The organism is Chryseobacterium sp. FW101-FHT12H09 (assembly GCF_058790395.1).
The window spans coordinates 475,164-498,852 of the sequence record NZ_JBYTCP010000005.1 but is presented as its reverse complement, the minus strand read 5'-3'; the positions used below and the strand labels follow the sequence as shown (position 1 = coordinate 498,852).

The window sequence follows — 23,689 nt, the reverse complement described above, 5'->3', positions numbered from 1 at the left end:
ATTTATGTTCTATTTCTTAATTAATTTAGCATTAGCCGTTTTATTAGTATCTGTTTTGATGACTATCAAATATGCTCCCTGTATCAATGCCTGAGTATTGATCTTCGTTACTTTATTCTTCGTTTTCAAACTCTGCAATTGTCTTCCACCCATATCATATAATATGATATCTGCGTCTTTAAAGTCAAAACCAATTTCCACATAGGCATAATCTGACACCGGATTTGGATAAATCTTGATATCTTGTTTCTCTATTAACTGATCCAATTGTTTGTCACTTAGTTTGATAATCTTCCAGTTCTCCTTTCCTAATTCCTCTGCACTGGTTCCTGCCAAGATGATTGAACCATCTCTGTTGAGTTTGATATCAGATAATCTTTCTTCTCTCTTTCTGGACTCCCCTTCCACATGTTTCCTCCACTGTTCATTTCCGTTTTGATCCAGATATAGCATCCAGAATTTCTCATCGTCAGTTTCTATTCTTCCTTCTGCTTGAGTATAACCACCTAATAGAATTCCTTTTGTTTTATCATCTGCCGAGTGAATCACACTCATTCCCATTAAAACATCTCTGTTTTTGAAGTTGTAGGATTTCTGCCACTCTTCATCGCCCCTTTCATTTAAAGAGATTAACCAAACATCAGTTCCTTCCTCGATTCCTACTGTTTTGTTTCCTGATCTTTCACTTCTTGATTCGCCTCCAATGATATATCCATTTGAGGTTAAAGCGAGAGTTCTTAAATGATCATCGCCCTTTCCGCCATAATTCTTTTCCCATTCTACTTTTCCAGATTTGTCAAGTTTGATGATCCAGTAATCACCTTCTCCAAAATTGTCAGTTTGCTTTGATCCACCAATATTACTTCTGGAATAAATACCTAATAATGCTCCACCATCTTTCGTAGGGATCATTTTTTCTACCTCATCAAGCTCTTTTCCACCTAAAATAAGTTGTGAGGTTTCTTTTCCGTTTTTATCAAGTTTAATGATTAAGATATCTTTTGAGCCATAGCCTTTAGGTGAGTTTTGAACATTACCTGCCACAAAAAATCCAAGATCGATTGTTTGAATAACAGCTCTGGCTTCTTCATCAGATGAAGTTCCTAAAGTTTTCTGCCATAATTCATCACCGAATTCATTGATTCTGATCAACCAAATGTCTGATCCACCTTTGGAATCTTCTTTTTTATCCAGACCTTTCCCTGAGTACGAGGTACCTCCCAAAAGTGATCCTCCATCCTGAGTAGTCACTGTAGCAGATAAATAGTCATGATTTTGTCCTGAGAAGTATTTTTCCCAAACCTGATCACCTTGTTGGTTAAGTTTTACCAAATGGAAATCGTAGCCATTATTTTGTTTGGCTTCTTTCTGAACTTTAGAAGGCTGAATTGCGCTTCCAGTGATTAGATATTGCTGATCTATGGTTGTGGTAACCTGACTTAAGAAATCCTGTGTACTGGATTTAATATCTTTTTGCCAAATGACCTGCTGGGCAGATACAGCCATCATGCACAGTGAAAGTGCACTCATGTAGAGTTTTTTCATGCCTTATATTTAATTGAATATTAGTATATTTTATAACTCCGCAAAAGTAATCTTTTTACTTCACGGCGGAAAGATTTATGAATAAGATTTAATTAAAATCTTCATTAATTACACAAAGCTAATTCTCTGAAACGACAGAACTTGTCGTAATAACAAGTATTCTTTAATATACTTTTAATCTATTAAACTTTTCAGAGAAAAACATAGGATGTAACTTTGCCAAAAATTTTATAATGAAGCGAGGAATACAAATTTTACTCCTTTTTATTTCGGTAATGGAATTTGCTCAGAAAGCACCAGTTGATACGACACAGGTCGTTATCCCTAATCGATATAATAGTGTAGATGCTCAAACAAAGCCATATGTGATTATGATTTCTACAGATGGTTTCCGGTATGATTATGCTAAAAAATATAATGCTGAGAATCTTTTAAAATTATCTACTAATGGAGTTCAGGCCAAAGCAATGATTCCAAGTTATCCAAGTATTACATTTCCAAATCACTGGAGTTTAATCACGGGATTGTATCCTGCACATCATGGATTAATTGATAACTTTTTCTACGATTATAAAAGGAAAGAGTTTTATGCGATGAGTGATAAAAAGAATGCTGAAGATGGAAGTTGGTATGGTGGAACTCCACTTTGGGGGCTGGCTGAAAAACAGGGGATGATCTCTGCCACTATGATGTGGGTAGGTTCTGCGAGTGATGCAGGAGGAAAGAGGCCAACCTATTATTATCCTTATCATGAAAAGTTCACTCCTTCTGAAAAAGTGGATAAAGTGGTTAACTGGTTAAAATTGCCAATGGATAAAAGGCCGCATTTTATTACATTATATTTTCCGGAAGTAGATGGAAGCGGACATCATTTTGGACCTGATGCTAAGGAAACGGAAGTAGCCGTTCATCTGGTGGATAATGCAATCGGAGAACTGGTTCAGAAAGTAAATAATCTGGGATTAAAAAATGTAAATTTCATTTTTGTTTCTGATCATGGAATGATAAAAGTAGATGGAGGGACTCCTTTAGAAATCCCTGAGATGCTTTTTAATAAAGAAAGATTCGATTTCTTTAATTCTCAGACCTTGTTAAGGGTTGTGGTAAAAAATCCCGCAGAAACTAAAACAGTTTATAACGAACTTAAAGCAAAGAAAACTGACGATTACGAAGTTTACTTAGATAAAAGGCTTCCTAAATACATGCATTTTGGAGCTAAAGATGATCAATATCACAGAATAGGACAGATTCTTTTAATACCGAGAGCTCCTAAAATATTTTTAGAAAAAGGAAAGAAGACATCGGTTGGAAAACATGGATATAACCCAAGACTTGTTCCGGAGATGAAAGCAACGTTCTTTGCCTGGGGCCCACAGTTCAAAAATAATCTGGTTATTGATGAATTTACCAATGTGAATGTCTATCCTTTAGTGACTGAAATCTTGGGATTGAAAAATGACCAGCCAATTGATGGTAAATTGAAAGTTTTAAAGGGAACTTTAAAAGATAAATAAGATTAAGATCCGATTAAAATAAAGTTTCGGCGGACCTTTGGTCCGCCGAAACTGTTTTATTGATAAAAAATCTAGGAATTAAATTGAACTGCAAATTCCTTCGCAAACTCTTCTAATTTAACTCCTTCTGAAACAGGTGAGCCACGCTCAATAAAATCGGCCTGTACCACTCCCGTCCTCATTCCTTTCCCCATTTCGGTATATAATTCAGCCATTTCCTGGGGAAGGCCTCCCTGAAGTGCTCCGTTCAAATATTCTTCATCTGTAAATTCTACCCAAGGCAATTCATGTTTTCCAATCGATGAACCCAGAACGGCAGCAAAATCTGATGGAGTGCGCACATCGCTTACGACATATCTTATATTTTTACCCTCAGGACTTTTAACCAGTTCTTCTGCCGCTGCTTTAGCAATATTTGTTGGATGTACCAACGGAATGCTTGCGTTTTCCGGATAATTGCCACCTATGATTCCTGCATTTTTAACCAATGGAATATCATTGAAAAAATTGATGTAAAAATATCCGGCACGTAAGAAAGTGATAGCTGTATTTTCTAAGTCATTGTATGATTTTTCGATACGGTGAAGACCTTTAATAGGACCAGTTTCTATTGGAGAAGCTGCACCTACACTACTTAACATGACAAGTCTCTTCACGTTTGCTTTTCTGATTGCTTCTGCATAATTCTTTCCTGCATTTGCAGTTTCTTCAACAATATTTACACCACCCATATTTGGAGGGGTCATGGCAAAAACGGCATCTGCACCTTCAAATGTTTTATTTAAGAAATCTAAGTCTGTAATAGAGCCGATAGCTGCTTTTGCACCTAATGATTCAATTTCATTTTTTTTAGATTCATTACTGCTGATGACAGTAATATCATGTCCTTCTGTAATTAATTGTTGAGCTAATGGTTTGGCTACATTTCCTAATGAACCTGTGATTATAATTTTCATATGTAAAATTTTTATTGTTTTTAATGGTCATATGTAATCGTTGAATATTGATTAGTCTTTATGAATTGATCAAGTGATTGCGATTTCATATGTAAATATTTTTTTATTTCTGAGAACAAAGTTATATTTGTACTTACTTTTATACAAGTACTTACCCTAAAGTATGTATCATGGCAGAAATTAAAGAAAGTTCAACCATCCAGGAAAACAGACGAAATATACTGGATCAATGTCCCGTAATGTACGTTATGGAAAAGATTGGTGGTTTTTGGAAACCTATTATTCTATTTCAGTTGTCAACAGGAGGAAAAAGATACAGTGAGCTAAAAAGAGCCATTCCCGAAGTAACAGAAAAAATGTTGATCCAGCATTTAAAACAATTGGAAGCTGATGGTTTAATCATTAGAACGGCGAAGCCTGTTGTTCCACCTCATGTAACGTATGAGCTAAGTGAAGCAGGCAATAAACTGGCTCCTGTGATCGATGCGATGGCAGATTGGGCTTTTCAGGATATGAAAGGAGAGCACAATTGGAAACCAGTGTAATTAAAACGTTAAGAGAAAATTAAAAGTATAGCAAAAAAGCCCCTCAATTGAGGGGCCTTTCTATTAAAAAATATCCGAAGAATTACAAAGATTGCATATCAATGACAAAACGATATTTAACATCGCTTTTCAACATTCTTTCATAAGCTTCGTTGATTTCGTTCATTTTGATTATTTCGATTTCAGAGACAATATTGTGTTTACCACAGAAATCAAGCATTTCCTGAGTTTCAGCAATTCCACCGATGACAGAACCTGCTACCGATTTTCTTCCCATGATCATTGGAACTGTATTTAAGATGGGTTCCAATCCACCTAAATAGCCAACAACAACTAATGTTCCACTGATATTTAGAGTGGCTACATAAGGATTCACATCGTGAACGTAAGGAACAGTATCGATGATCACATCAAATTTTCCTTTTACAGAATCCATTTCAGACTGTTCTGTAGAAATCACTACGTGATCTGCTCCTAATTGTTTTGCATCTTCAGATTTTCCAGGAGTTCTTGAAAATAGAGTTACTTCAGCTCCCAGTCCTTTGGCTAATTTAATAGCCATGTGTCCTAATCCTCCCAATCCTACAACAGCCACTTTTGAGTTAGGTCCTACGTTCCAGTGTCTCAATGGAGACCAAGTTGTAATTCCAGCACAAAGAAGAGGAGCTACAGCGGCCAGATCTAAATTTTCAGGTACTTTTAATACGAAGTGATCATCTACCACTACTTTTTGAGAATAACCACCAAAAGTATGCCCTCCTAAATGTACATCTTTTCCATTGTAGGTTCCGGTAAATCCGTTTAGGCAATATTGTTCCAAATCTTGTTTACAGCTGTCACATGTTCCACAAGAATCAACTAAACAGCCAACTGCTGCTAGGTCTCCAACTTTAAATTTAGAAACATTACTTCCTGTTTTTGTGATTCTTCCGACAATTTCGTGTCCCGGAACAGCCGGGTAAATAGTTCCGCCCCAATCGTTTCTTGCAGTATGAAGATCAGAGTGACAAACCCCACAATATAGAATTTCGATTTCTACATCATTAGGAGTTATTTCTCTTCTTTCGATATTCATTTCTTTCAGATCTGCCGTAGTAGACTCTGCTCCGTAAGCTTTTACAGTGAATGTGTTCATTTGATTTTTAATTTTAAGTTATGTTTTAGTTTATAAATTGTTATATTCTTCGTCGGTTACCGGTTCCATCCATTCCACAATACCGTTCTGAGTATTTGGATTCACAGCGATGTGGGTAAATTCACTATTGGGACTGGCACCATGCCAGTGAATGATGTTAGGAAGGATATTCACGACATAGCCGGGATTTAGAATTTGTATAGGCTTTCCTTTTTCCTGATAATAACCGGTTCCTGAAGTTACAATTAAAATTTGTCCGCCACCGTGAGAATGCCAGTTATTTCTACAGCCAGCTTCGAAGATTACATTTCCGATCTGGCAATTTAGTTCGTCTGTATTAGGCTTTAGAATTTGTACCCAGGCTGTTCCTCCCGAAAAATATTTGGAAGGTGCTTTTTCTCCTTTGGGAAAAATGTTTTTGTTTTCTGATGTTTCCATAACAATACAAAAGTCGATACTTTTAATCAAACGGGACTTATACAGATTACAGAAACATGTACCAATTTTACAGACCTTATAAAAAGTAGCATAGAAAGTGGTAATTTTGGATAAGATTAAAAGGGTGTTTTATGGAAAATCAAGAGGTTCAGATAATTAGCAGTGTTTCGGATTATAATAAAATGATGAATCATGAGACCTTACATCCCTTGGTAAGTATTGTAGATTTTTCTAAATCAGATCCTATTTCCCAATACAGAAGGAGTTATGGTTTTTATACTGTGTTTCTAAAAGATGTTATGTGTGGAGATATGTATTATGGAAAGAATAATTATGATTATCAGGAGGGGACATTGGTTTTTATAGCCCCCGGACAAGTGTATGGGATCAACAATGATGGAACGTATACCCAGCCTGGAGGATATGCTCTGATATTTCATCCCGATTTAATAAAGGGAACCAATCTGGGTAAAAACATCAAAGATTATTCTTTCTTTTCATATGATGTTCATGAAGCTTTACACCTTTCTGAGAAGGAAAGGGAAATTGTTCTTGAATGTTTTAAAAATATCAAACTTGAATTAGAACAGTCTATCGATAAACATAGCAAATCTTTAATCGTTAATAATGTTGAATTATTTTTAAATTATTGTATGCGGTTTTATGATCGCCAGTTTATCACTAGAGATCATATTAACCAAGGTGTTATTGGTAAATTTGAAAATCTCCTGAATGAATACTTGAAATCTGATAAGCCTAAAAGCATTGGATTTCCAATGGTTAATTATTTTGCAGAACAACTTAATCTTTCGGCCAACTATTTCGGAGATTTAATTAAAAAAGAATTGGGTGTTTCAGCTCAGGAATTTATTCATAATAAACTGATCGATGTCGCTAAAGAGGAGATTTTTAATCCCGGCAAGTCAATCAGTGAGATTTCTTATGATCTGGGATTCAAATATCCACAACATTTTACGAGGTTGTTTAAGGCTAAGGTGGGAGTGTCTCCCAGTGAATATAAATCGTTGAATTAATCTTTTTTGACACTAATAGCACTAATTGTTATATTTATTATTTGTGAACATTTGTGCTAAAAAATCTGTGGCATTTGTGTTTAAGTAAATTAAAAGAATAGTCATTTTCTTTCAAATAAATTCGAGATTTAAAAAAAACTGCTTTAATTTTAATAAAGAAGTTTTTTGAGATGAAATCACAGCAGCAGATCGGCACTTATGTCTTTCAAACTCCTTTCGGAAGAATAATAGCACTTAGAGAAAATGGCGTTATCAGGGCCAGAAGTATCCGTTATGCCCGTTCCGAAAGATTTAAAAAGCCTGTTCCTATTCAGCCATCAACTGCTGAAATTATTTTCCCGGATCAAACACCTGTTTGTCCACAGAGCATTAGCCCTCTTATTGAAAAAATGATTGGACATACCAATCTTGACAACTTTGAAGTGGATGAATCTACACAGTATCTTTCTGTTGTTCGTTCTGAAGGTGAAAAAAATAAACTCCCTGTTGTTGTTTGGATTCATGGAGGCTCCCACGAAATAGGCTGTGGAGATATTCCCACTTCAGATGCCAGTGAATGGGTGAAAGAACAGGATATTATCGTTGTTTCAGTTTCTTACCGGTTAGGGATGTTTGGGTTTTTAGGAGGGAATGAAGAAAGACCTGCAAACCTTGGTTTGTTTGATGTCATTGAAGCATTAAAATGGATCAAAATGAATATCGAAAGCTTTGGTGGCGATGCAGAAAATATTACCCTTTTTGGACAGTCTTCCGGAGGTGATGTGATTGCCCATTTAATGATCTCAGACGGTATTGAAGGATTATTCCAACGCGTTATTATTCAAAGTGCACCATTAGGACTTCGTCATGGCAGGCAAAAAATGTCTGCTGAATTTCTCAGGAGAACAGACGGCATAAAAAATGAAGCTGATGTTTTAAAAATGATGTTAGCATACAAAAAAGAAGTTCCCTCTGTCATAAAATACGGACTGAAAGCGGTAATGCCATTTGGCCTTCAATATGGATTTCCACCTTTATGCAGAGAAGATGAAGCAGAAGAAAGATGGAATACCAGGGCAAATAAATTTGATGTTTTAATAGGATTAAATAATGATGAAACCGCTTTTTACCTTAAAACATCTGAAGCATTAAATACCTATTTCGGTAAGGGTTTTGGACAGAAACTCATCAATAAAACAGTTCATTTAACCACAGAAAAGATCTATGGGAAACCAGCAGAGCTTTTTGCTGAGAATTATGCGTTGGCGGGAGGTAATGTTTATTTATTCAGGATTTACTCGACGCTGGAAACGAATCATATCGGCGCAGCTCATAGCATTGACTTACCCTTATTATTTGGAAATGAAGGTGCATGGAGATCTGCAGGATTATTAAAAGATATTCCTTGGGAGTATATTCATGAAAACGGAAGAAAACTAAGAGCATTGTGGGCGGAGTTTGCTCGGAACGGGCATATTTCCGATGATTCGGAAAAACCGGAGATCTTAAAAATCCAAAGAATGTAGTTTAGATCTAAACACAAATAACACTAATGATTTCACGAATCACACCGATATTTATTTGGGAATACTGAGCTTTAAAAATCTAAGCCATTGCATTTGAATTAAAAGATGTCAGAAATGTAACCAATAGAATGAGACTTTTGATAGGTCTACAAAATCTATTTGTAAACATTTGTGCTAAAGATTTGTGTTTAAAGAAGAAATCAAAATGTGTTTTTGGTAGCTTTAATTCTTTATTTAGTGATTTTTATTCAATAATACGTTTAATATTTTGTTATATTTGAGTAATCAAGTCTTAAATGTAATAAATATGAAAACAAAACTTTTTCAAAAACAGTTGAGCAGAACAGCTCTGAAAACAGTACTAGCTGGTGGTGAAGGCTGTACTAATGTATCCGCCAGAGGAGGTGAGGAATGTCTTTATCCTTATGTATGTGGATTATATGGATGTGAACTTTCCGGAAGTAGTGGTGGTTCCGGTGGAGGTACTGGTACAGGTGGCTCTGGTGGTGGCGGAGGAGGAACTGGTGGTGGTCTAGGTGGACCAGATCCTGAACAAACAACATAAACCAAAAAAGTAACTACTAATACCAAATTAAAAGATCATGAATACCAAATTTCAATGGAATGAACTGAGTAGAGATACACTAAAGAATCTACTGGCCGGATCTCCCGGAGAGCCTGCTTATTGTTTTTCAGGAGGTGGCCCTGGAGAGGGTGGCTGTGGCTCTGGTGAGATATGTGATAATGGACGATGTGTACCTTATAATCCTTCCACTGGTGGTAGTACAGGAGGTGGAGGTGGCACAGGGTCAACACATACCTGCTATTGTGGGACTTACAATTATGTGACTTCGGATCCTTGTCCGAATTTCTGTTTCAGCGATTAAACTTTACTTTATCAATCAAAAATATTTCAAAATGAAAAATAATACTTTACAACAGCGTCGTGTTCGACAGCTCGACAGACAGGAACTTAAAACTATAAAAGCAGGAGACATTACCCGGGGTAAGGTTTGTTGTACTTCAAACGAAGACAACCAATGTTGCGAATGGGCTACGGACATATGGAACTGTAGATATATACAGTGTTAGGATCTACAAACTAATTAAAAGATTCCACTTTTAAGCATACATGACAGAAGGAATAACCTTTCCTGCCATGTATGCTCTTTTTTGAAAATTTATTGAGGGATCCATACACTTACATTTCCTGCAGGAACCGGAAAATTTCCCCAGCCTTTCTCATCAATGATTATTTTTTCGTCGAATCTGCCGAGTAAATCGTAAAAAGTTTGTCCAATATATTTTTCACCCATTTCCATGGGCTTATTGTAGGCCTCTTTATTACTTAGAACAATGGCACAGCCTGCATGCTCATCATTTCCTTCACGAATCCATCCCAGGCAATTGGAATCTTCAAAATAATCTTTTTGAATCCCATAGGCATACTCCTTTCGGGCTTTCAGTAATTCTTCAATTCCATCTACCTTATTCAGGAAAATTTCCTGATCATTCCCTTCCCTGTCTTTATCAACATAATGAGCACCATAGAGATCGGGGTAAAATACGCATGGATACCCATCTTCTCTTAATAGGATCAAAGCATATGCGATCGGTTTGAACCATTCTTCAACAGGAGCTTCAAGGTCCTGTAGTGGCTGAGTATCATGATTATCAACAAGACTTACCGAATGTAAAGAATCTGCCTGGGTCAAGGTCTCATCAAATATTTTTCTTAAATCATAAGAACCTCCTTCTTTAGACGCATTATGAAAATTATTTTGTAAAGAGCTGTCAAACAAACTCATACATCCTTCCGTGACGTCAATGTATTTTTGAAGTAGATGTAAGTATCCCGGCGCCCAATATTCTCCAACAGCAAAAATATTTTTCCCTGAGTTGGACCGGATCAGCGTAAGCCATTCTTTATAAAAATCAAAAGAAATATGTTTTAAAGCATCCAGTCTCACTCCATCAAAATCAGTTTGATCAAAATACCATTTTGCCCAGCTATTAAGTTCCTCACGAACAAAAGGATTACGATGTTCAATGTCATTATACATCAGATAATCATAATTTCCTTTTTCATCATCTATCATCTCTTCCCAGTCATTTCCATATTCAGACTGTATTTTAAAAATATGAGAATCCATTCCTTCCGCATAATCTACACCGCTGAAACAGGTAAAGTTCCATTCAAAATCAGAGTATTTTTTATGTCTTCCGGGAAAGGTAAATTTAGTATAAGACTCTATTTCAATAATATCAGAAATTACTTTTTCCCTATTGTTTTCATCCACTTTTACAGCTTTGAATTTTTCAAGCTCATCACCCCCTGCCTTATGTCCTAAAACAATATCAACAATAACCTGGATATTCTGTTTTTTTAAAGCCTGAATTGCTTTTATATAGTCGTCTTTTATACCATACTTGGTAGGAATTCCTCCCTTTTGATCAAATTCTCCGAGATCGAAAAGATCATAAGCGTCATATCCTGTAGAATACCCGCCGCTTGTTCCTTTGTAAGCTGGTGGAAACCATACTGATGTAATTCCTAATTCTGCAAGATATTCGGATTGATTTTGAGCCTCCTTCCAAAGCATTTGATTTCCATCTGAGTACCAGTGAAAAAACTGAATCATTGTTGAATTCATACATTATAAGGTTTACTTACTACAATGTAGTGAAAATTTATAACTATTGATTTCCAAACTCTTCAAACGGGATTTTTAGTTGAACGGAGATTTGTTTTTTTTCTTCCGTATTAAGGTGGGAGAGGGATAATCCCAGTAAACGGACCGGTTTATCAAAAGGTCTAAGTTCCCATAGCTTTTGGGCTGTTTTGAAATATTCTTCATCGGAAATATAATATTCTTCTTTTGTCATACTTCTGGTAAAAAGCGAAAAGTCTTTATATTTTATCTTTAAAGTAAGTGCTCTTCCAAGAATATTATTCTTTTGTAATCTTTGATGTAATTCCTCGCTTAAGCTTTTTAATTTTTCATTGATCTGCTGTTCATCATAAAGATCTTCAAAAAATGTACGTTCTACAGCTACACTTTTTTGAATTCGATGAGGTTTAACTTCAGAATTATGAATGCCACGGACTACATTATAATAGTAACTTCCTGATTTACCAAAAAGACTGACAAGTTCCGGAAGTGTTTTCTTCTTTAGATCTTTTCCTTTAAAAATCCCCAAAGTAAACATCTTATTAGCAGTCACTTTTCCAACTCCATAAAATTTTTCTACAGGTAATTCTTCCAGGAAACTTTCGATCTTATCAGGATGTATTGTTTTCTGGCCATTGGGTTTATTAATATCAGAAGCTACTTTTGCTAAAAATTTGTTGACAGAAATTCCTGCTGAAGCCGTGAGGCCGGTTTGTTCAAATATTTTCTGACGGATCTCTCTTGCGATCTCATTAGCAGATTCTATATCTTTTTTATTTTCAGTGACATCCAGATAAGCTTCATCTAAAGATAAAGGTTCTACCAAATCTGTATATTCATGGAAGATTTCTCGGATCTTTTTTGAAACTTCCTTATATCGTGCGAAGTGTGGCGGAACGAAAATAAGATGGGGGCATTTTTCTTTTGCCGTTTTACTGGGCATGGCAGAACGGACTCCAAATTTCCTTGCTTCATAACTTGCAGCTGAAACAACCCCGCGATGTTCACCGCCTACTGCGATGGGCTTCCCCCGAAGTGCAGGATTATCATGCTGCTCTACAGAAGCATAAAATGCATCCATATCAACATGAATAATTTTGCGGATGGGAAAAGAAAAATCCATATACAAAGATATGGATTCATTTATTTCTATTTTTCAGTGAATTAAGATTCTTTTTTTAATCTCATCGTAAGAAGCAGGGGTTCGAAACCGGCCTTTTCATAAGCTTTTACTGCCGATTCATTTTTATCATATACATCTAACCTTATTTCATACATTCCTTTCTCTTTTGACCATTCAATCAATTTATCAACAATAGATTGATTGATTCCCTGGCCTCTATATTCGGGTTTTACAAACATAAAACCGAGGTAGGCATATTTTTTAAAATTGCTGTAATCTTTTTGTGTTTCCTTGATCAAGGCATATCCTGAGGCAACAATTTCGTTGTTTTTTTCAACGACAACTAATAAAGCATCTTCTGAACTAATCAAAAAATTTAAATCGTAATAATGGATTTCACCATCAATTAAAGTTTTATCAAAAGGTCTTTCAGAATCAACAATACCTTGTTCAAATTCTAAAAGAACTTTCAAATCTTCTTTCGTAGCTTCTCTTATAGTCATAACAGTATATTATTCTATTGTAAAAGCTTATTTATGGTAGTTTGAATTTCAGGATCTTCCGGTGTGATCGCATAGTATTTTGCAATTGCAGATTTTTGGTCAATCACCATATATCTTGGGATCCAGTTGAGGTCAATATAGTTATTGAAATCATTTTTCCATCCCGTTGCAAACCAGTAATTATCTTTATCCTTCATATCAAATCTTTCAAGGCTTTTATCAAAACCCTCTTTAGATCTTTCTAATGAAAGAAATACGAAATCTATATTCGGATTGTTTTTCTCCAATTCCTGAGCTTTTGGTAGTGCCTTCAGGCAATCTCTGCACCATCCGGCCCAGAAATCAATCACAACAACTTTCCCTTTATGCTGATCAAGAATATCTTGCATCGTAATATTTTTTCCGTCTTCATTTTCAAGCTTTTGTTGTAAAGCTTCTTTAGAAAAACTGGTTTTCAGAACTTTTGGAGTTTGCTGTGCATAAGAAAGTCCAAAACTTCCTAACATAAAAAATAAGAATAGCTTTTTCATTTTCAATTTCATTTTTTTTACAAATCTAAACAATGAAACGAAGTTATGAATTGCTTTCTGTATTAATTAGAAAAAATTTAAGAAATTTGAAAATTCAATAAAAGAATTATTGAAAGTTTTTAACCAAGCCTTTTACAACCGTAATTACATTAGGCATTGCTTTGTTGGCTGCATTCAGAACTTCTTCATGTGATACAGCGAAAGCAACATCCGGGCCTCCAAGATCGGTAATAATAGAAACACAAAAGACATTCATATCCATATGTTTGGCAACGATGACTTCAGGAACGGTGCTCATTCCCACCATGTCACCACCTATCGCTTTTATCATTCCATATTCTGCAGGCGTTTCAAAAGTTGGACCCTGCAGACCTACATAAACTCCCTGATGAATTTTAATATTATGTTCAGAAGCTGCCTTTTCTGCTACAGCGATCATTTTTTTATTGTAAGGCTCGCTCATATCAACAAAGCGAGGTCCGAATTCATCAATGTTTTTGCCTCTAAGAGGATGCTCAGGCATCATATTGATATGGTCTTTTAAAATTACAATATCTGCTACATTATAATTGGGATTTACTCCTCCTGCAGCATTAGAAAGAAGAAGGTTTTTGATTCCTAATAGATGAAAAACACGGATAGGAAATACAACAGTTTCCATAGAATAGCCTTCATAATAATGAAAACGACCACTCATCATCAAAACTTTTTTACCTTCTAAAATTCCATAAATTAATTGACCTTCATGACCAGCCACGGTAGTTTGAGGAAAGTTGGGAATGTCTTTATATTCTAATATATGAATAGGTTCAACTTCATCCTGTAGTTTTCCTAATCCCGATCCTAAAACAATAGCAAATTCAGGGGTATCCCGAATAATATTTTTAATGAAATTAACGGTTTCCGTGATTTTTTCTAACATAATCTAAGATGATTTGGTTAAACTCTTCCTTTTTATCAATGATCACATTGATAGGCCAGTAGTAAACAATATCTCTAAGATAGTCAAAGCTTTTTAAACGGACATAATCTTTTTCCGTTGTAAGGATTAATTTGTATTCACCTAATTTTTTATATTCAGCAACAATTTTTTTGATATCGTCGTCAGAAAAATTATGATGATCCCTGAATTTTAGATGTTTTACTCTATTGGAAAATTTAGCCAAATGTTCTAATAGAGGTTTTGGATTTGCAATTCCTGTAATTAAAAGAATATCATAATAATTAAGGTTGTTGTCAGGAAGCATTTTTTCTTTCCCATATACATTTTCGTCATATCCGATAGATGAAAAGAATACTTTCTGATAACGATCAGGTCTTATTCTCGAAATGTAATACTGTTTGGTTTCCTCAGTCAATTCATCAGGACATTTACTGACCATAATGATATCTGCTCTTTTTACTCCGCCTCTCGATTCTCTTAAGTCTCCTGCAGGAAGAAGATGATCTTTAAAATAAGGATCATTAAAATCGGTCATCAAAATATTGAAACCAGCTTTGATCGCTCTGTGCTGCAGTGCATCATCAAGCACCAAAACATCGAGATCCATATCCTCAATCACTTTTTTAGCACCAGGAACTCTTTCTTCAGAAACGGCAATTACAAACCGGTTCTTAAAACGTTCGAATAACTGCATAGCTTCATCACCAACCATTTTATAGTTGCTGTCATAATTCGTTATTTCATAACCTTTTGTAAGTCTGCCATAGCCGCGTGAAAGAACACCGGTTCTATAATGTTTAGATAGATATTGGGCAAGGTACATCACCATTGGTGATTTTCCACTTCCGCCAACAGACAAGTTACCGACATTGATGATCGGTGTTTTGAATTTCGTAGATTTAAAGATCCCCAGATCATACATTGTGTTTCGGATACCCGTTACCAAATGATAACCTACAGAGAAGGGATAAAGGTACCATCTTTTCATACGATTGCAAAAATAGTAATTTTCAAGAGGATTTTGTTTAATATTCTCAATGACTTTTCAACAAATATTTAATAAAATTAAAGTATTTTTGTGGAGTTATTCTATTACATTGAGGTACTTTATAGAGTTTTCTTACAACGGGAAAAATTATTTCGGTTATCAGATCCAGCCGGATGCTAATTCTGTACAGGAAGAATTAGAAAAAGCACTTTCCACAATTTTAAGGGAAGAAATTAAAATTACGGGTGCCGGAAGAACGGATACTGGTGTTCACGCTAAAAAAATGTTTGCTCATTTTGATACTGAAGAAGTTTTAAATGATCAGCTTTCCCATAAACTAAACAGCTTTCTTCCACCAGATATTTCCATTAAAAGAATTTTTCCGGTAAAAGATGATTTCCATGCGCGATTTGATGCTACTTATAGAACTTATGAGTATTATATTTCTTTGGAAAAAAATCCTTTTACAATAGATTCTGCATGGCAGATGTGGAGAAGATCTTTAAATGTGGAGGCGATGAATGAAGCTTGTAAAATTTTATTTGAATACGAAGATTTTACAAGTTTTGCTAAATTGAAAACAGATAATAAAACCAATATCTGCAAAATGTATAAAGCAGAATGGGAGCAAAACGGGAATGAATTAAAGTTTACTGTTTCTGCCAATCGTTTTCTCAGAAATATGGTACGGGCAATTGTTGGAACAATGGTAGAGATTGGTGCCGGAAAAATAAAACCCGAAGATTTAAGAAAAGTTATTGAAGATAAAAACCGTAATTCTGCTGGAACTTCTGCTCCGGCTCAGGGTCTCTTTCTTGTTGATGTAGGCTACGAATTTTAAAATAAAACTAAAAAATAATAACTATGATGTCAATTTTTATTCTGATAGGAGCCTATAGATATTACGCGGGGCTGGCCGAGAAATTTGGAAAAACAAAATGGCATTTTGGGCTTTTGGCGATTGGTATCTACTTGGGATTTCAGGTAGTGTTTCTTTTATGCTACGGCGTTTATACTGCGATTACGAATCCCGGTTCTCTGGAAGATAATAACTATAGTGGTTTTACACTGGTTAATGTTATAAGCTGGATATTTGCTATAGTTGCGGTCTGGGGTATTTATCAACTTCTTGAAAAAAAGTTTAAGAAAGAAGTTATGAAGAAACCTAGTTTAGAGATTGAAGAAATAGGCATTAAAGAAAATATATAAATACTTATCTGTCATTGTATTTATCCATCGTATGTGTGATGGATATTTGGGTTGAAAATGACGAATATGTAATGACAGGATATTCATATTTTAAATAATAGGTATCAGAAATTTTCTATTACTATTTGAATAAGTTGTTCCCGCTTTCAAATTATAAAGTGTTATTTTTGCAAAGAATTTAATTGAATTCTTTCTTCAATTTGTACAATGAAAAAACAAGATACCTGGGGAATTATTAAAAGGCTCTTCTTTATCGGAATGAAATTTCGTTCTTGGTTTATCCTTACCCTAATAATTTCTATTATACTATCAATAGTTTCTACTTACAGACCTTATCTTACAATGCAGGTTGTAGATAACGATATCACGAAACTGCAGGATAAAGCTTTAATGATGAAGCATATCTACATTTTAGTGGGATTGGTTTTTGCTGAAACTGTTTTAAATTTCTTTTTGGTGTATTTCTCCAACTATATTTCTCAGAATGTAATCAGGGATATAAGAGAAAGGCTATACGCTAAACTTATCTATTTCAGGACATCATTTTTTGATAAAACTCCAATTGGGCAATTGGTAACACGTGCTGTTGGTGATGTTGAAACCATTGCTACTGTATATACAGATGGTTTCCTGATGGTTTTTGGAGATATACTGAGAATTGTGTTTGTATTGGTGATGATGTTCAGTACCAATGTTCATTTGAGTTATATTACCCTTGCAATTCTCCCTTTAATGGTTTTGATCACTAGATTCTTTCAAAAGAGACTGAAAAAAGCTTTTGGAGATGAAAGAACATGGACAGCGAACCAAAACTCTTTTGTTCAGGAAAGATTAGCAGGGATGCCCATTATTCAGGTTTTCAACAGGCAACAAGCAGAATTCAAAAAATTTGATGATATCAATATTACGCTGAAAGGCGCTTTATTGAAAACTGTTTTCATTTTCTCATTATTCTTTCCTGTAGTAGAACTTATTTCTTCATTATTTATCGGATTCATTCTTTTTTATGGTGGATACATTACAATTAGTGCAGGGGTAGTTATTGCGTTTATTCAATATATCTCAATGTTGATTCGTCCGTTGCGACAAATAGCGGATCGTTTTAATAATATTCAACGTGGAATTGTTGGAGCAGAAAGGGTTTTGGGGGTAATGGATGAAGATTATGCAATGCCTAATCATGGTACCATTAAGAAAGATCATTTTGATGGTAAAATCGAGTTTAAAGATGTTCGTTTTGCCTATGATGAGAAACAGGAAGTTTTAAAAGGAATAAATTTTAAAGTAAATCCTGGAGAAACTGTAGCGATTGTGGGAGCTACTGGAGCTGGAAAATCTACGATCATCAGTTTGATCACAAGACTATATGATATTAATTCCGGGGAAATTTTTATTGATGATGTGGAACTTAAAGATTATGAGCTATATAATCTAAGAAGTCATATAGGGGTGGTATTGCAGGATGTTTTCTTATTCCACGGAAGTATCTTTGAAAACCTTGCATTCGGAGATGATTCTGTTACATTAGAAAAAATAAAAGCAGGTGCTAAAGAGATTGAAGTAGATGAATTTATTCAGCAGCTTCCGGGTGGATATGATTATGTAGTAAGTGAAAGAGGTTCATCGATATCTTTAGGTCAGAGACAGTTGTTGTCTTTCTTAAGGGCTTATTTATCAGATCCCAAAATTCTTATCCTTGATGAAGCTACATCTTCTATTGACCATGAAAGTGAGAAGCTGATTCAAAGGGCAACCGAAAAAATTACCAAAAACAGAACTTCTATTATCATTGCCCACAGGCTTTCAACAATTGAGAAAGCAGATAAGATCATTGTCATGGAGCATGGTAAAATTGTTGAGGAGGGAAAGCATATGGAATTGCTTAATAAAAATGGATATTATTCTACTTTGTATAAAGCTCAGCTGAGGCATGAGGTTGAAATGGAAGCAGAGAGTGAAGCTTCAAAATAAAATAAATAGAATTTAATAGATATAAAAAGAGAGCTGAAAACCAGCTCTCTTTTTTTTGTGTTTTTAGAATCTTAATTTTTGGGTGATCACTTTTCCATTTTCCAGTGTTGCACGTACTATAACGACAACATTTTTAGCATTAATTGGAACCGTTACTTCAGTTGATCTGATGTTGGTTTGGTTGATCAGCATTCTTCCTGAAGAATCATAGATGGTGAGTGAAACAATTTTTATATCACTATTTATTTGGACTGTATTTTCTATCTGGGAAATAGTTGTCCTGTTTTCAATCATATTATTTTTAGTGGATAAAGTTCGGGGCTGAATAATAACTGAATAATCTTCCACCTGTCCATATTTTGGGGTATAACATGAAGTCACCGCAGTACCATTATATTCACCGATCACACGCATTCTTAAAGCTTTATTAACGACAGCGTTCGATGGTGGAGTAACAGCTGCAGTCGCAGTAGCTCCACTTGCTATATTACTCTGGTTAAGAACCAATTCTGTTGTTTCATTGAACTGGCCATCATTATTATAATCGATGTATGCTTTAATTATATGTGGGTTATTTGCTCCGGGAGCAACCGTGAGGGTTGTTGGAGAGCCTGAAGGTATGGATGTTTTTGATACGCCTAAGCAATAATTTCCTGTGAAATTTTCATAGAAATTGTTAGATACGGCCTTAAAATTGGTTGAATAATTATTAATGCTTCCAAACTTAACGGATGTAATTCCGATATTGAAATTTCCTGGATTGGTAATGGCTGTCGGTACACAAGCTGTTGTTAAAGATACCGTGTTGTTAGGAGGAGTTGCATTACCTACAGGAGAATTTATAAGTGATTGTCTGTATTGTAAAAGCTGTGCTGTTGCCCTGTCAGATTGGCCGTTGGTAAATAAATCCCTGAAACAGAAAGTATAAGACATTACATTTCTTTCACCTCCTGCATAGGTTAGACTTGTACAAGGATTGATCTGTCCTGTCTGACACGTAAAAGGAACAGAAGAATGATAGAGGCTCTTCATAGGTTCTGTATCGCATACCAGGTCTCCCTGTAATGTACAATCTGTATTGGTGGGACATGCGCCAGTGGAGTCATTAAAGCCTTCATGAGTGTGGCGAAGTCCTAGGGCGTGTCCAAATTCATGTGCCAATGTTTGGGCATTAACAGCAGATGCACTGGTGGACATAAATGCATAATCATTGCTTCCGCCAGGATAATAGGCAAAACCATTAAGAGTTCCAGAGTTGGATGCTAATTTTTTAACGACGTAGATATTGTAATATTTGCTGGTATCCCACATTCCCATGGCTGTAATTTCAGATGCAGTTACGGCATTGGTGGTATTGTCATTATTTACGCCGCCACTTACGTACTTAGGGAGATTTGATGCGTTGATCCTGTTGATTCCATTCGTTGTTGCACAACTGGGGCTGATTTTAGCAAAAACAAACTTTACAGGCAATATAGCACTGGAAGGTGACATACCGCTGGAGGAATTTCCTGCGAAAACACCGTTCGTGTAATTTACCCAAGCAATAATATCAGCATCGGATTTGTTGTTTACCGTACCTATAGCACTTCCGTCGCCTACGACATGAACTACGATAGGAATTTCATAGACTTGATTTTTGTCGATAGTTGATGCTAGTTTTCCACTTTTGATCAGTTTTGATAATTCTAAATTAAAAGCATTGTCTCTGGCTTTTTCTTCCGGAAATCTCTGATAATGTTTTCGCATTAATTCATCGGTTCCGCATTCTACTAACTCGGTTTTCTGTGCATAAAAAGTAGTGCACGAGAAACCAAGAATAACAGAGAATAATAGTTTTTTCATAATATATTTGTTAATGGTGTTAATAAAATATTATTAAAATTAAACAAAAATATCAATACTATGGGAAATAATTTAAAAGCCCTCTGAAGTGCCTAAGAGGTGATATTAGGAAGATATTGCATATTCAATAATGGCTTCAGAATGAATTTTTGTAGTGTCAAAAACAGGGATTGAAAAATCATTTTGGTTAAGAAGTAAAGGAATTTCTGTACAGCCTAAAATAATTCCTTCGGCACCTCTTTTAATCAGATCCTGGATGATCTCCAGATATTTTTCTTTAGTATGATGGTTTACAATTCCTCTTCCCAATTCTTCCTTTACGGTATGTTGAATATAGTCTCGCACTTCTTGTGTTTCAGGGGTCAGTACCTGTATTCCAAAGCTTTCTAATTTAGTGCTGTAAAAATCCATTTCCATCGTGAATTTGGTGCCTAAAAGTCCTATGGTTTTCAAGCCAGCCTTATTAATAGATTTTGCAGTTTCAGAGATGATGTTTATGAATGGCAATTGAATCTGTTCTTCTAATTTATCAGCAAATAAATGGGCTGTATTAGCACATAAAACAATTGCTTCAGCACCGCTTTTCTTTAGGCTTTCGCAGGCATTAAGCAGAAGTTCATAAGAATTTTCCCAGGTTTTTTCCTGGATATCCCCAAAGTTCAATGAGTAAATGATGCATTCGGCAAAGTTTAATCCACCCAACTTATTATTGATTCCCTCATTAATGAATGTATAATAATCTAAGGTGGATACCCAACTGATTCCGCCTACCAATCCGATCTTCTTTAATTTCATTTTTTAATTGCTAAGGTGAAAATTAGAATTTAAAACCAATACTGAAATAAGCCCTCCAGAAATTAAGAGCATCATTTCTTGATATATTGAAGTTAATAGGTCCTAAAATAGATTCATAACCAAGATTTAGTCCATAACCAATTAGCTTGGCATTACTTTTAAAAGGAGAAAGCTCATCACTAATCGCTGCATAATGAAAAGAAGGGGTAAGATATAACTTATGGTAAAATCTATATTGAACTTCTAGTCCAACTTTCGCAACAGAATTTATGGGAACCTCTTTTTGTCTGAAACCATTAAATTCAGGACTCATACCATCAAAATTAAATTCACTTCCACCAAGGTTAAATTTCTGGTTCAGAAATAGGTAAGGCATACCTTCTGAAGATCCTAAAGTCTGAGGTGAAAAATTGGTTCCTAAAAAAGCACTTGCCTTTACAGATACCTTTTTATTGATGGGAATGATATAATTCTCATTAAGGGTTAAAGTAATAAGATTCTTCGGTTTATAATATCCATCAGTTCCCGGGTTTAAATATTCATATAATTGCGGCTGTATTTCCTTTAGATCGTATAAATCGTGCTGATCTCCGAAATAGTATTTTGTAATAAACTGTAAATTATTTCCTGAGGTTGGATAATACCTTGTATTAAAACTGTTTTGATTAAATTTAAAGAATAGATCGAGATTGGTGTGATAGTAGACTTTTTTGCTGTATAAATCGGTAAAGGTCTGACTAATTCTGTCGACAGATCTGTTCAGCTTTTCTGCATTGAACTCTAATCCAAATGAAGCCATTGTATTTGGATGGATAGAATAATTTATGGCTGTATTAGCCTTGATGTTTCTATAAATATAATTTGGAAAAAACAAATTATTCTCTGCGTCATTGTTATCAGAAAATCTTAGCAGGAGATCATTACTTTTTAAAAATGAAATATTCCCTTCCATACTTACCCACCAGTGATAATCAGTATCCAGAAACTTCTGAAACTGTAAGCGTGCTTTAAAACGTTCTGAAATATCAACAGTAGCCAATGCTCGAAATTTTCCTTCCGCATAATCCCGGTAAGTGTAATTTAATATAATCCCTACAGATTGTTCATTATCGTAATGAAGGGCTAATTTTAGGTTGCTGGGAGCCGATCTTTTTACGAAAATATTCATAATTAATCCATTTTCAGAATCGGTGTAGGTATAATAAACCCTATCATACTGTCGCACTCCAAAAACTCTGTCAATTGCTGCATTAATTGTTTTTGCATCATAATATATGCCTTCCTTTAATCCCATCAGGCTTTTTATTGCTTCAATTTCTGATAGATTAGTGATTGGTGTACCATTGTCTTCACTATATGTAAATTGTATAGTTGGCTTTTTTACCTCTTCGATAAGCTGATGATCATAAATAATTCCCAGTCTTCGCTGTTCATTGGCAAGGGCTACAAATTCAGGAAGATGTCTTTTAGCTTCCTGTTCACCTATTTTAATGATCTCTTTATATTTTCTGAAATCCTTGGTGGTATAATCATTAAGCGGTGTTACAAAATCGACGAGGATATCAGAGGTTTTCTTTTGTTCATTGAAGTCCTGAACAGAATGAAATGCGTGAGTCTGATAGATCATTTTCATTGGGTTCTTGATTTCTTCTTTTGTGAAAAGCCTGAATCCCGTGTAACCACCGATAATATAATCAGCGCCCATATCTTTTACTTCCTTTACGGGAAAATTTCTATCAAGTCCTCCATCTACAAGAAGTTTTCCATCAATATAAACGGGCGCAAAAGCTGCGGGTATAGCCAATGTAGAACGTATAGCCAATGCGAGAGACCCTTTTTTCTGCATAACCAATCCTCCATTTACAATGTCCGATGAGGTAAGCTCTACAGGAATACGTAGTTTGCTGAAGTCATTGATATGTTTTGCAGGAAAAGTAAGCGTATTAAGTACTTCACTCATGTACTGACCTTCTATATAAGAACTTGGCAAAGAAGGGCGCCCATCATTAACGGGAAATTCAAGGATATATTTATTGTACTCATCTTTTTCACTTATATTGACCTGGTTATATGGAATTTTATTACTTAGAATCCTTTTCCAGTTCATGCCATACACCATTTTTTTTAACTGATCTCCATTGTATCCCATTGCATAAAGCCCACCAAGAATTCCACCCATACTGGTTCCGGTAATATAATCTACTTTTATACCGAGTGAATCTATCGTTTTTAATATTCCTAGATGTGCAAATCCCTTGGCGCCACCCCCACTGAGTGCTAGTCCGAATTTTGTATCTTTTGTAATAGGTGTTGGGGCTTTTATCGAATCCTGAGCAGAAAACAAAGAAAATACAGATAAAAAAAAGACAAGAAGAAAATTTTTCATTTTGATTATATTACTTGAAAAATAGCGAGAACGAGAAACATTATAACGAAAT

The 23,689-nt window shown here is 35.2% G+C and carries 22 protein-coding genes; 9 read left to right on the top strand and 13 right to left on the bottom strand.

The features are described 5' to 3' along the window. Positions 1-9: 9 nt before the first annotated feature. Complete coding sequence (locus tag AC3WRL_RS21310) at positions 10-1,545, bottom strand: T9SS type A sorting domain-containing protein (RefSeq protein WP_492331200.1); 1,536 nt, start codon at positions 1,543-1,545, stop codon at positions 10-12. Positions 1,546-1,778: 233 nt separating this feature from the next. Between AC3WRL_RS21310 and AC3WRL_RS21305 the strand changes: the two genes are divergently transcribed. Next, on the top strand, positions 1,779-3,059 hold the full coding sequence (locus AC3WRL_RS21305) for an alkaline phosphatase family protein (RefSeq protein WP_492331199.1): 1,281 nt from the start codon (positions 1,779-1,781) through the stop codon (positions 3,057-3,059). Positions 3,060-3,130: 71 nt separating this feature from the next. Here the strand turns inward: AC3WRL_RS21305 and AC3WRL_RS21300 are convergent, their stop codons facing one another. After that, entirely contained in the window at positions 3,131-4,015 is an 885-nt protein-coding gene (locus AC3WRL_RS21300; protein ID WP_492331198.1) for an NAD(P)H-binding protein, read from the bottom strand. Between the two features lie 170 nt (positions 4,016-4,185). On the opposite strand from AC3WRL_RS21300, the gene AC3WRL_RS21295 reads away from it, so the two are divergent. Next, entirely contained in the window at positions 4,186-4,560 is a 375-nt protein-coding gene (locus tag AC3WRL_RS21295) for a winged helix-turn-helix transcriptional regulator (RefSeq protein WP_261509932.1), read from the top strand. A gap of 82 nt (positions 4,561-4,642) precedes the next feature. Here AC3WRL_RS21295 and AC3WRL_RS21290 read toward each other — a convergent pair whose 3' ends face one another. Together AC3WRL_RS21290 and AC3WRL_RS21285 are read right to left on the bottom strand one after the other, a co-directional pair. Then, the gene (locus tag AC3WRL_RS21290) at positions 4,643-5,695 is read right to left on the bottom strand and encodes an NAD(P)-dependent alcohol dehydrogenase (protein ID WP_214827863.1); all 1,053 of its coding nucleotides are present in this window, start codon (positions 5,693-5,695) and stop codon (positions 4,643-4,645) included. A 30-nt stretch (positions 5,696-5,725) separates the two neighbouring features. Continuing rightward, entirely contained in the window at positions 5,726-6,133 is a 408-nt protein-coding gene (locus AC3WRL_RS21285; protein ID WP_492331197.1) for a cupin domain-containing protein, read from the bottom strand. Positions 6,134-6,264: 131 nt separating this feature from the next. Here AC3WRL_RS21285 and AC3WRL_RS21280 point away from each other — a divergent pair, with 131 nt between their 5' ends. From AC3WRL_RS21280 to AC3WRL_RS21265, 4 genes are all read left to right on the top strand, one after another. Next, entirely contained in the window at positions 6,265-7,167 is a 903-nt protein-coding gene (locus AC3WRL_RS21280; protein WP_214827867.1) for a helix-turn-helix domain-containing protein, read from the top strand. Between the two features lie 170 nt (positions 7,168-7,337). Then, positions 7,338-8,672 carry a carboxylesterase family protein gene (locus tag AC3WRL_RS21275; protein WP_261509929.1) on the top strand — a complete coding sequence of 445 codons (1,335 nt, stop codon included), beginning with the start codon at positions 7,338-7,340 and terminating at the stop codon, positions 8,670-8,672. A gap of 307 nt (positions 8,673-8,979) precedes the next feature. Further along, positions 8,980-9,237 carry a hypothetical protein gene (locus tag AC3WRL_RS21270; RefSeq protein ID WP_214827871.1) on the top strand — a complete coding sequence of 86 codons (258 nt, stop codon included), beginning with the start codon at positions 8,980-8,982 and terminating at the stop codon, positions 9,235-9,237. 37 nt (positions 9,238-9,274) lie between these two features. Further along, positions 9,275-9,559 (top strand): hypothetical protein, encoded by a 285-nt coding sequence (locus AC3WRL_RS21265; protein ID WP_261509928.1) that lies wholly within the window; start codon positions 9,275-9,277, stop codon positions 9,557-9,559. Between the two features lie 294 nt (positions 9,560-9,853). Here the strand turns inward: AC3WRL_RS21265 and AC3WRL_RS21260 are convergent, their stop codons facing one another. From AC3WRL_RS21260 to lpxK, 6 genes are all read right to left on the bottom strand, one after another. After that, entirely contained in the window at positions 9,854-11,326 is a 1,473-nt protein-coding gene (locus AC3WRL_RS21260; protein ID WP_492331196.1) for an alpha-amylase, read from the bottom strand. A gap of 43 nt (positions 11,327-11,369) precedes the next feature. Continuing rightward, positions 11,370-12,467 (bottom strand): DNA polymerase IV, encoded by a 1,098-nt coding sequence (gene dinB / locus AC3WRL_RS21255; protein WP_492331195.1) that lies wholly within the window; start codon positions 12,465-12,467, stop codon positions 11,370-11,372. A 41-nt stretch (positions 12,468-12,508) separates the two neighbouring features. After that, entirely contained in the window at positions 12,509-12,970 is a 462-nt protein-coding gene (locus AC3WRL_RS21250; RefSeq protein ID WP_261509926.1) for a GNAT family N-acetyltransferase, read from the bottom strand. A 14-nt stretch (positions 12,971-12,984) separates the two neighbouring features. After that, positions 12,985-13,500 (bottom strand): TlpA family protein disulfide reductase, encoded by a 516-nt coding sequence (locus tag AC3WRL_RS21245; RefSeq protein WP_492331194.1) that lies wholly within the window; start codon positions 13,498-13,500, stop codon positions 12,985-12,987. Between the two features lie 106 nt (positions 13,501-13,606). Beyond that, positions 13,607-14,422, bottom strand: coding sequence for a purine-nucleoside phosphorylase (locus AC3WRL_RS21240; protein WP_492331193.1), 816 nt, complete (start codon positions 14,420-14,422; stop codon positions 13,607-13,609). Further along, a complete protein-coding gene (gene lpxK / locus AC3WRL_RS21235) occupies positions 14,394-15,431 on the bottom strand; it encodes a tetraacyldisaccharide 4'-kinase (protein WP_261509924.1) in 1,038 nt (345 codons plus the stop codon). Before lpxK ends, AC3WRL_RS21240 begins: the two co-directional genes overlap by 29 nt. Positions 15,432-15,480: 49 nt before the next feature. Here lpxK and truA point away from each other — a divergent pair, with 49 nt between their 5' ends. The 3 genes from truA (at position 15,481) to AC3WRL_RS21220 (ending at position 18,611) form a co-directional block, all read left to right on the top strand. Then, on the top strand, positions 15,481-16,272 hold the full coding sequence (truA, locus tag AC3WRL_RS21230) for a tRNA pseudouridine(38-40) synthase TruA (RefSeq protein WP_492331192.1): 792 nt from the start codon (positions 15,481-15,483) through the stop codon (positions 16,270-16,272). A gap of 23 nt (positions 16,273-16,295) precedes the next feature. Beyond that, positions 16,296-16,640 carry a hypothetical protein gene (locus AC3WRL_RS21225; protein ID WP_214827901.1) on the top strand — a complete coding sequence of 115 codons (345 nt, stop codon included), beginning with the start codon at positions 16,296-16,298 and terminating at the stop codon, positions 16,638-16,640. A 207-nt stretch (positions 16,641-16,847) separates the two neighbouring features. Further along, the gene (locus AC3WRL_RS21220; RefSeq protein ID WP_214827903.1) at positions 16,848-18,611 is read left to right on the top strand and encodes an ABC transporter ATP-binding protein; all 1,764 of its coding nucleotides are present in this window, start codon (positions 16,848-16,850) and stop codon (positions 18,609-18,611) included. Positions 18,612-18,674: 63 nt separating this feature from the next. Here AC3WRL_RS21220 and AC3WRL_RS21215 read toward each other — a convergent pair whose 3' ends face one another. The 3 genes from AC3WRL_RS21215 to AC3WRL_RS21205 all read right to left on the bottom strand — a co-directional run bounded on the left by AC3WRL_RS21215 (position 18,675) and on the right by AC3WRL_RS21205 (position 23,637). After that, positions 18,675-20,456, bottom strand: a complete 1,782-nt coding sequence (locus AC3WRL_RS21215) for a GEVED domain-containing protein (RefSeq protein ID WP_492331191.1) — start codon at positions 20,454-20,456, stop codon at positions 18,675-18,677. A gap of 105 nt (positions 20,457-20,561) precedes the next feature. Continuing rightward, complete coding sequence (locus AC3WRL_RS21210) at positions 20,562-21,251, bottom strand: aspartate/glutamate racemase family protein (RefSeq protein ID WP_214827907.1); 690 nt, start codon at positions 21,249-21,251, stop codon at positions 20,562-20,564. A gap of 22 nt (positions 21,252-21,273) precedes the next feature. Beyond that, entirely contained in the window at positions 21,274-23,637 is a 2,364-nt protein-coding gene (locus tag AC3WRL_RS21205; protein WP_261509922.1) for a patatin-like phospholipase family protein, read from the bottom strand. Positions 23,638-23,689 lie beyond the last annotated feature (52 nt).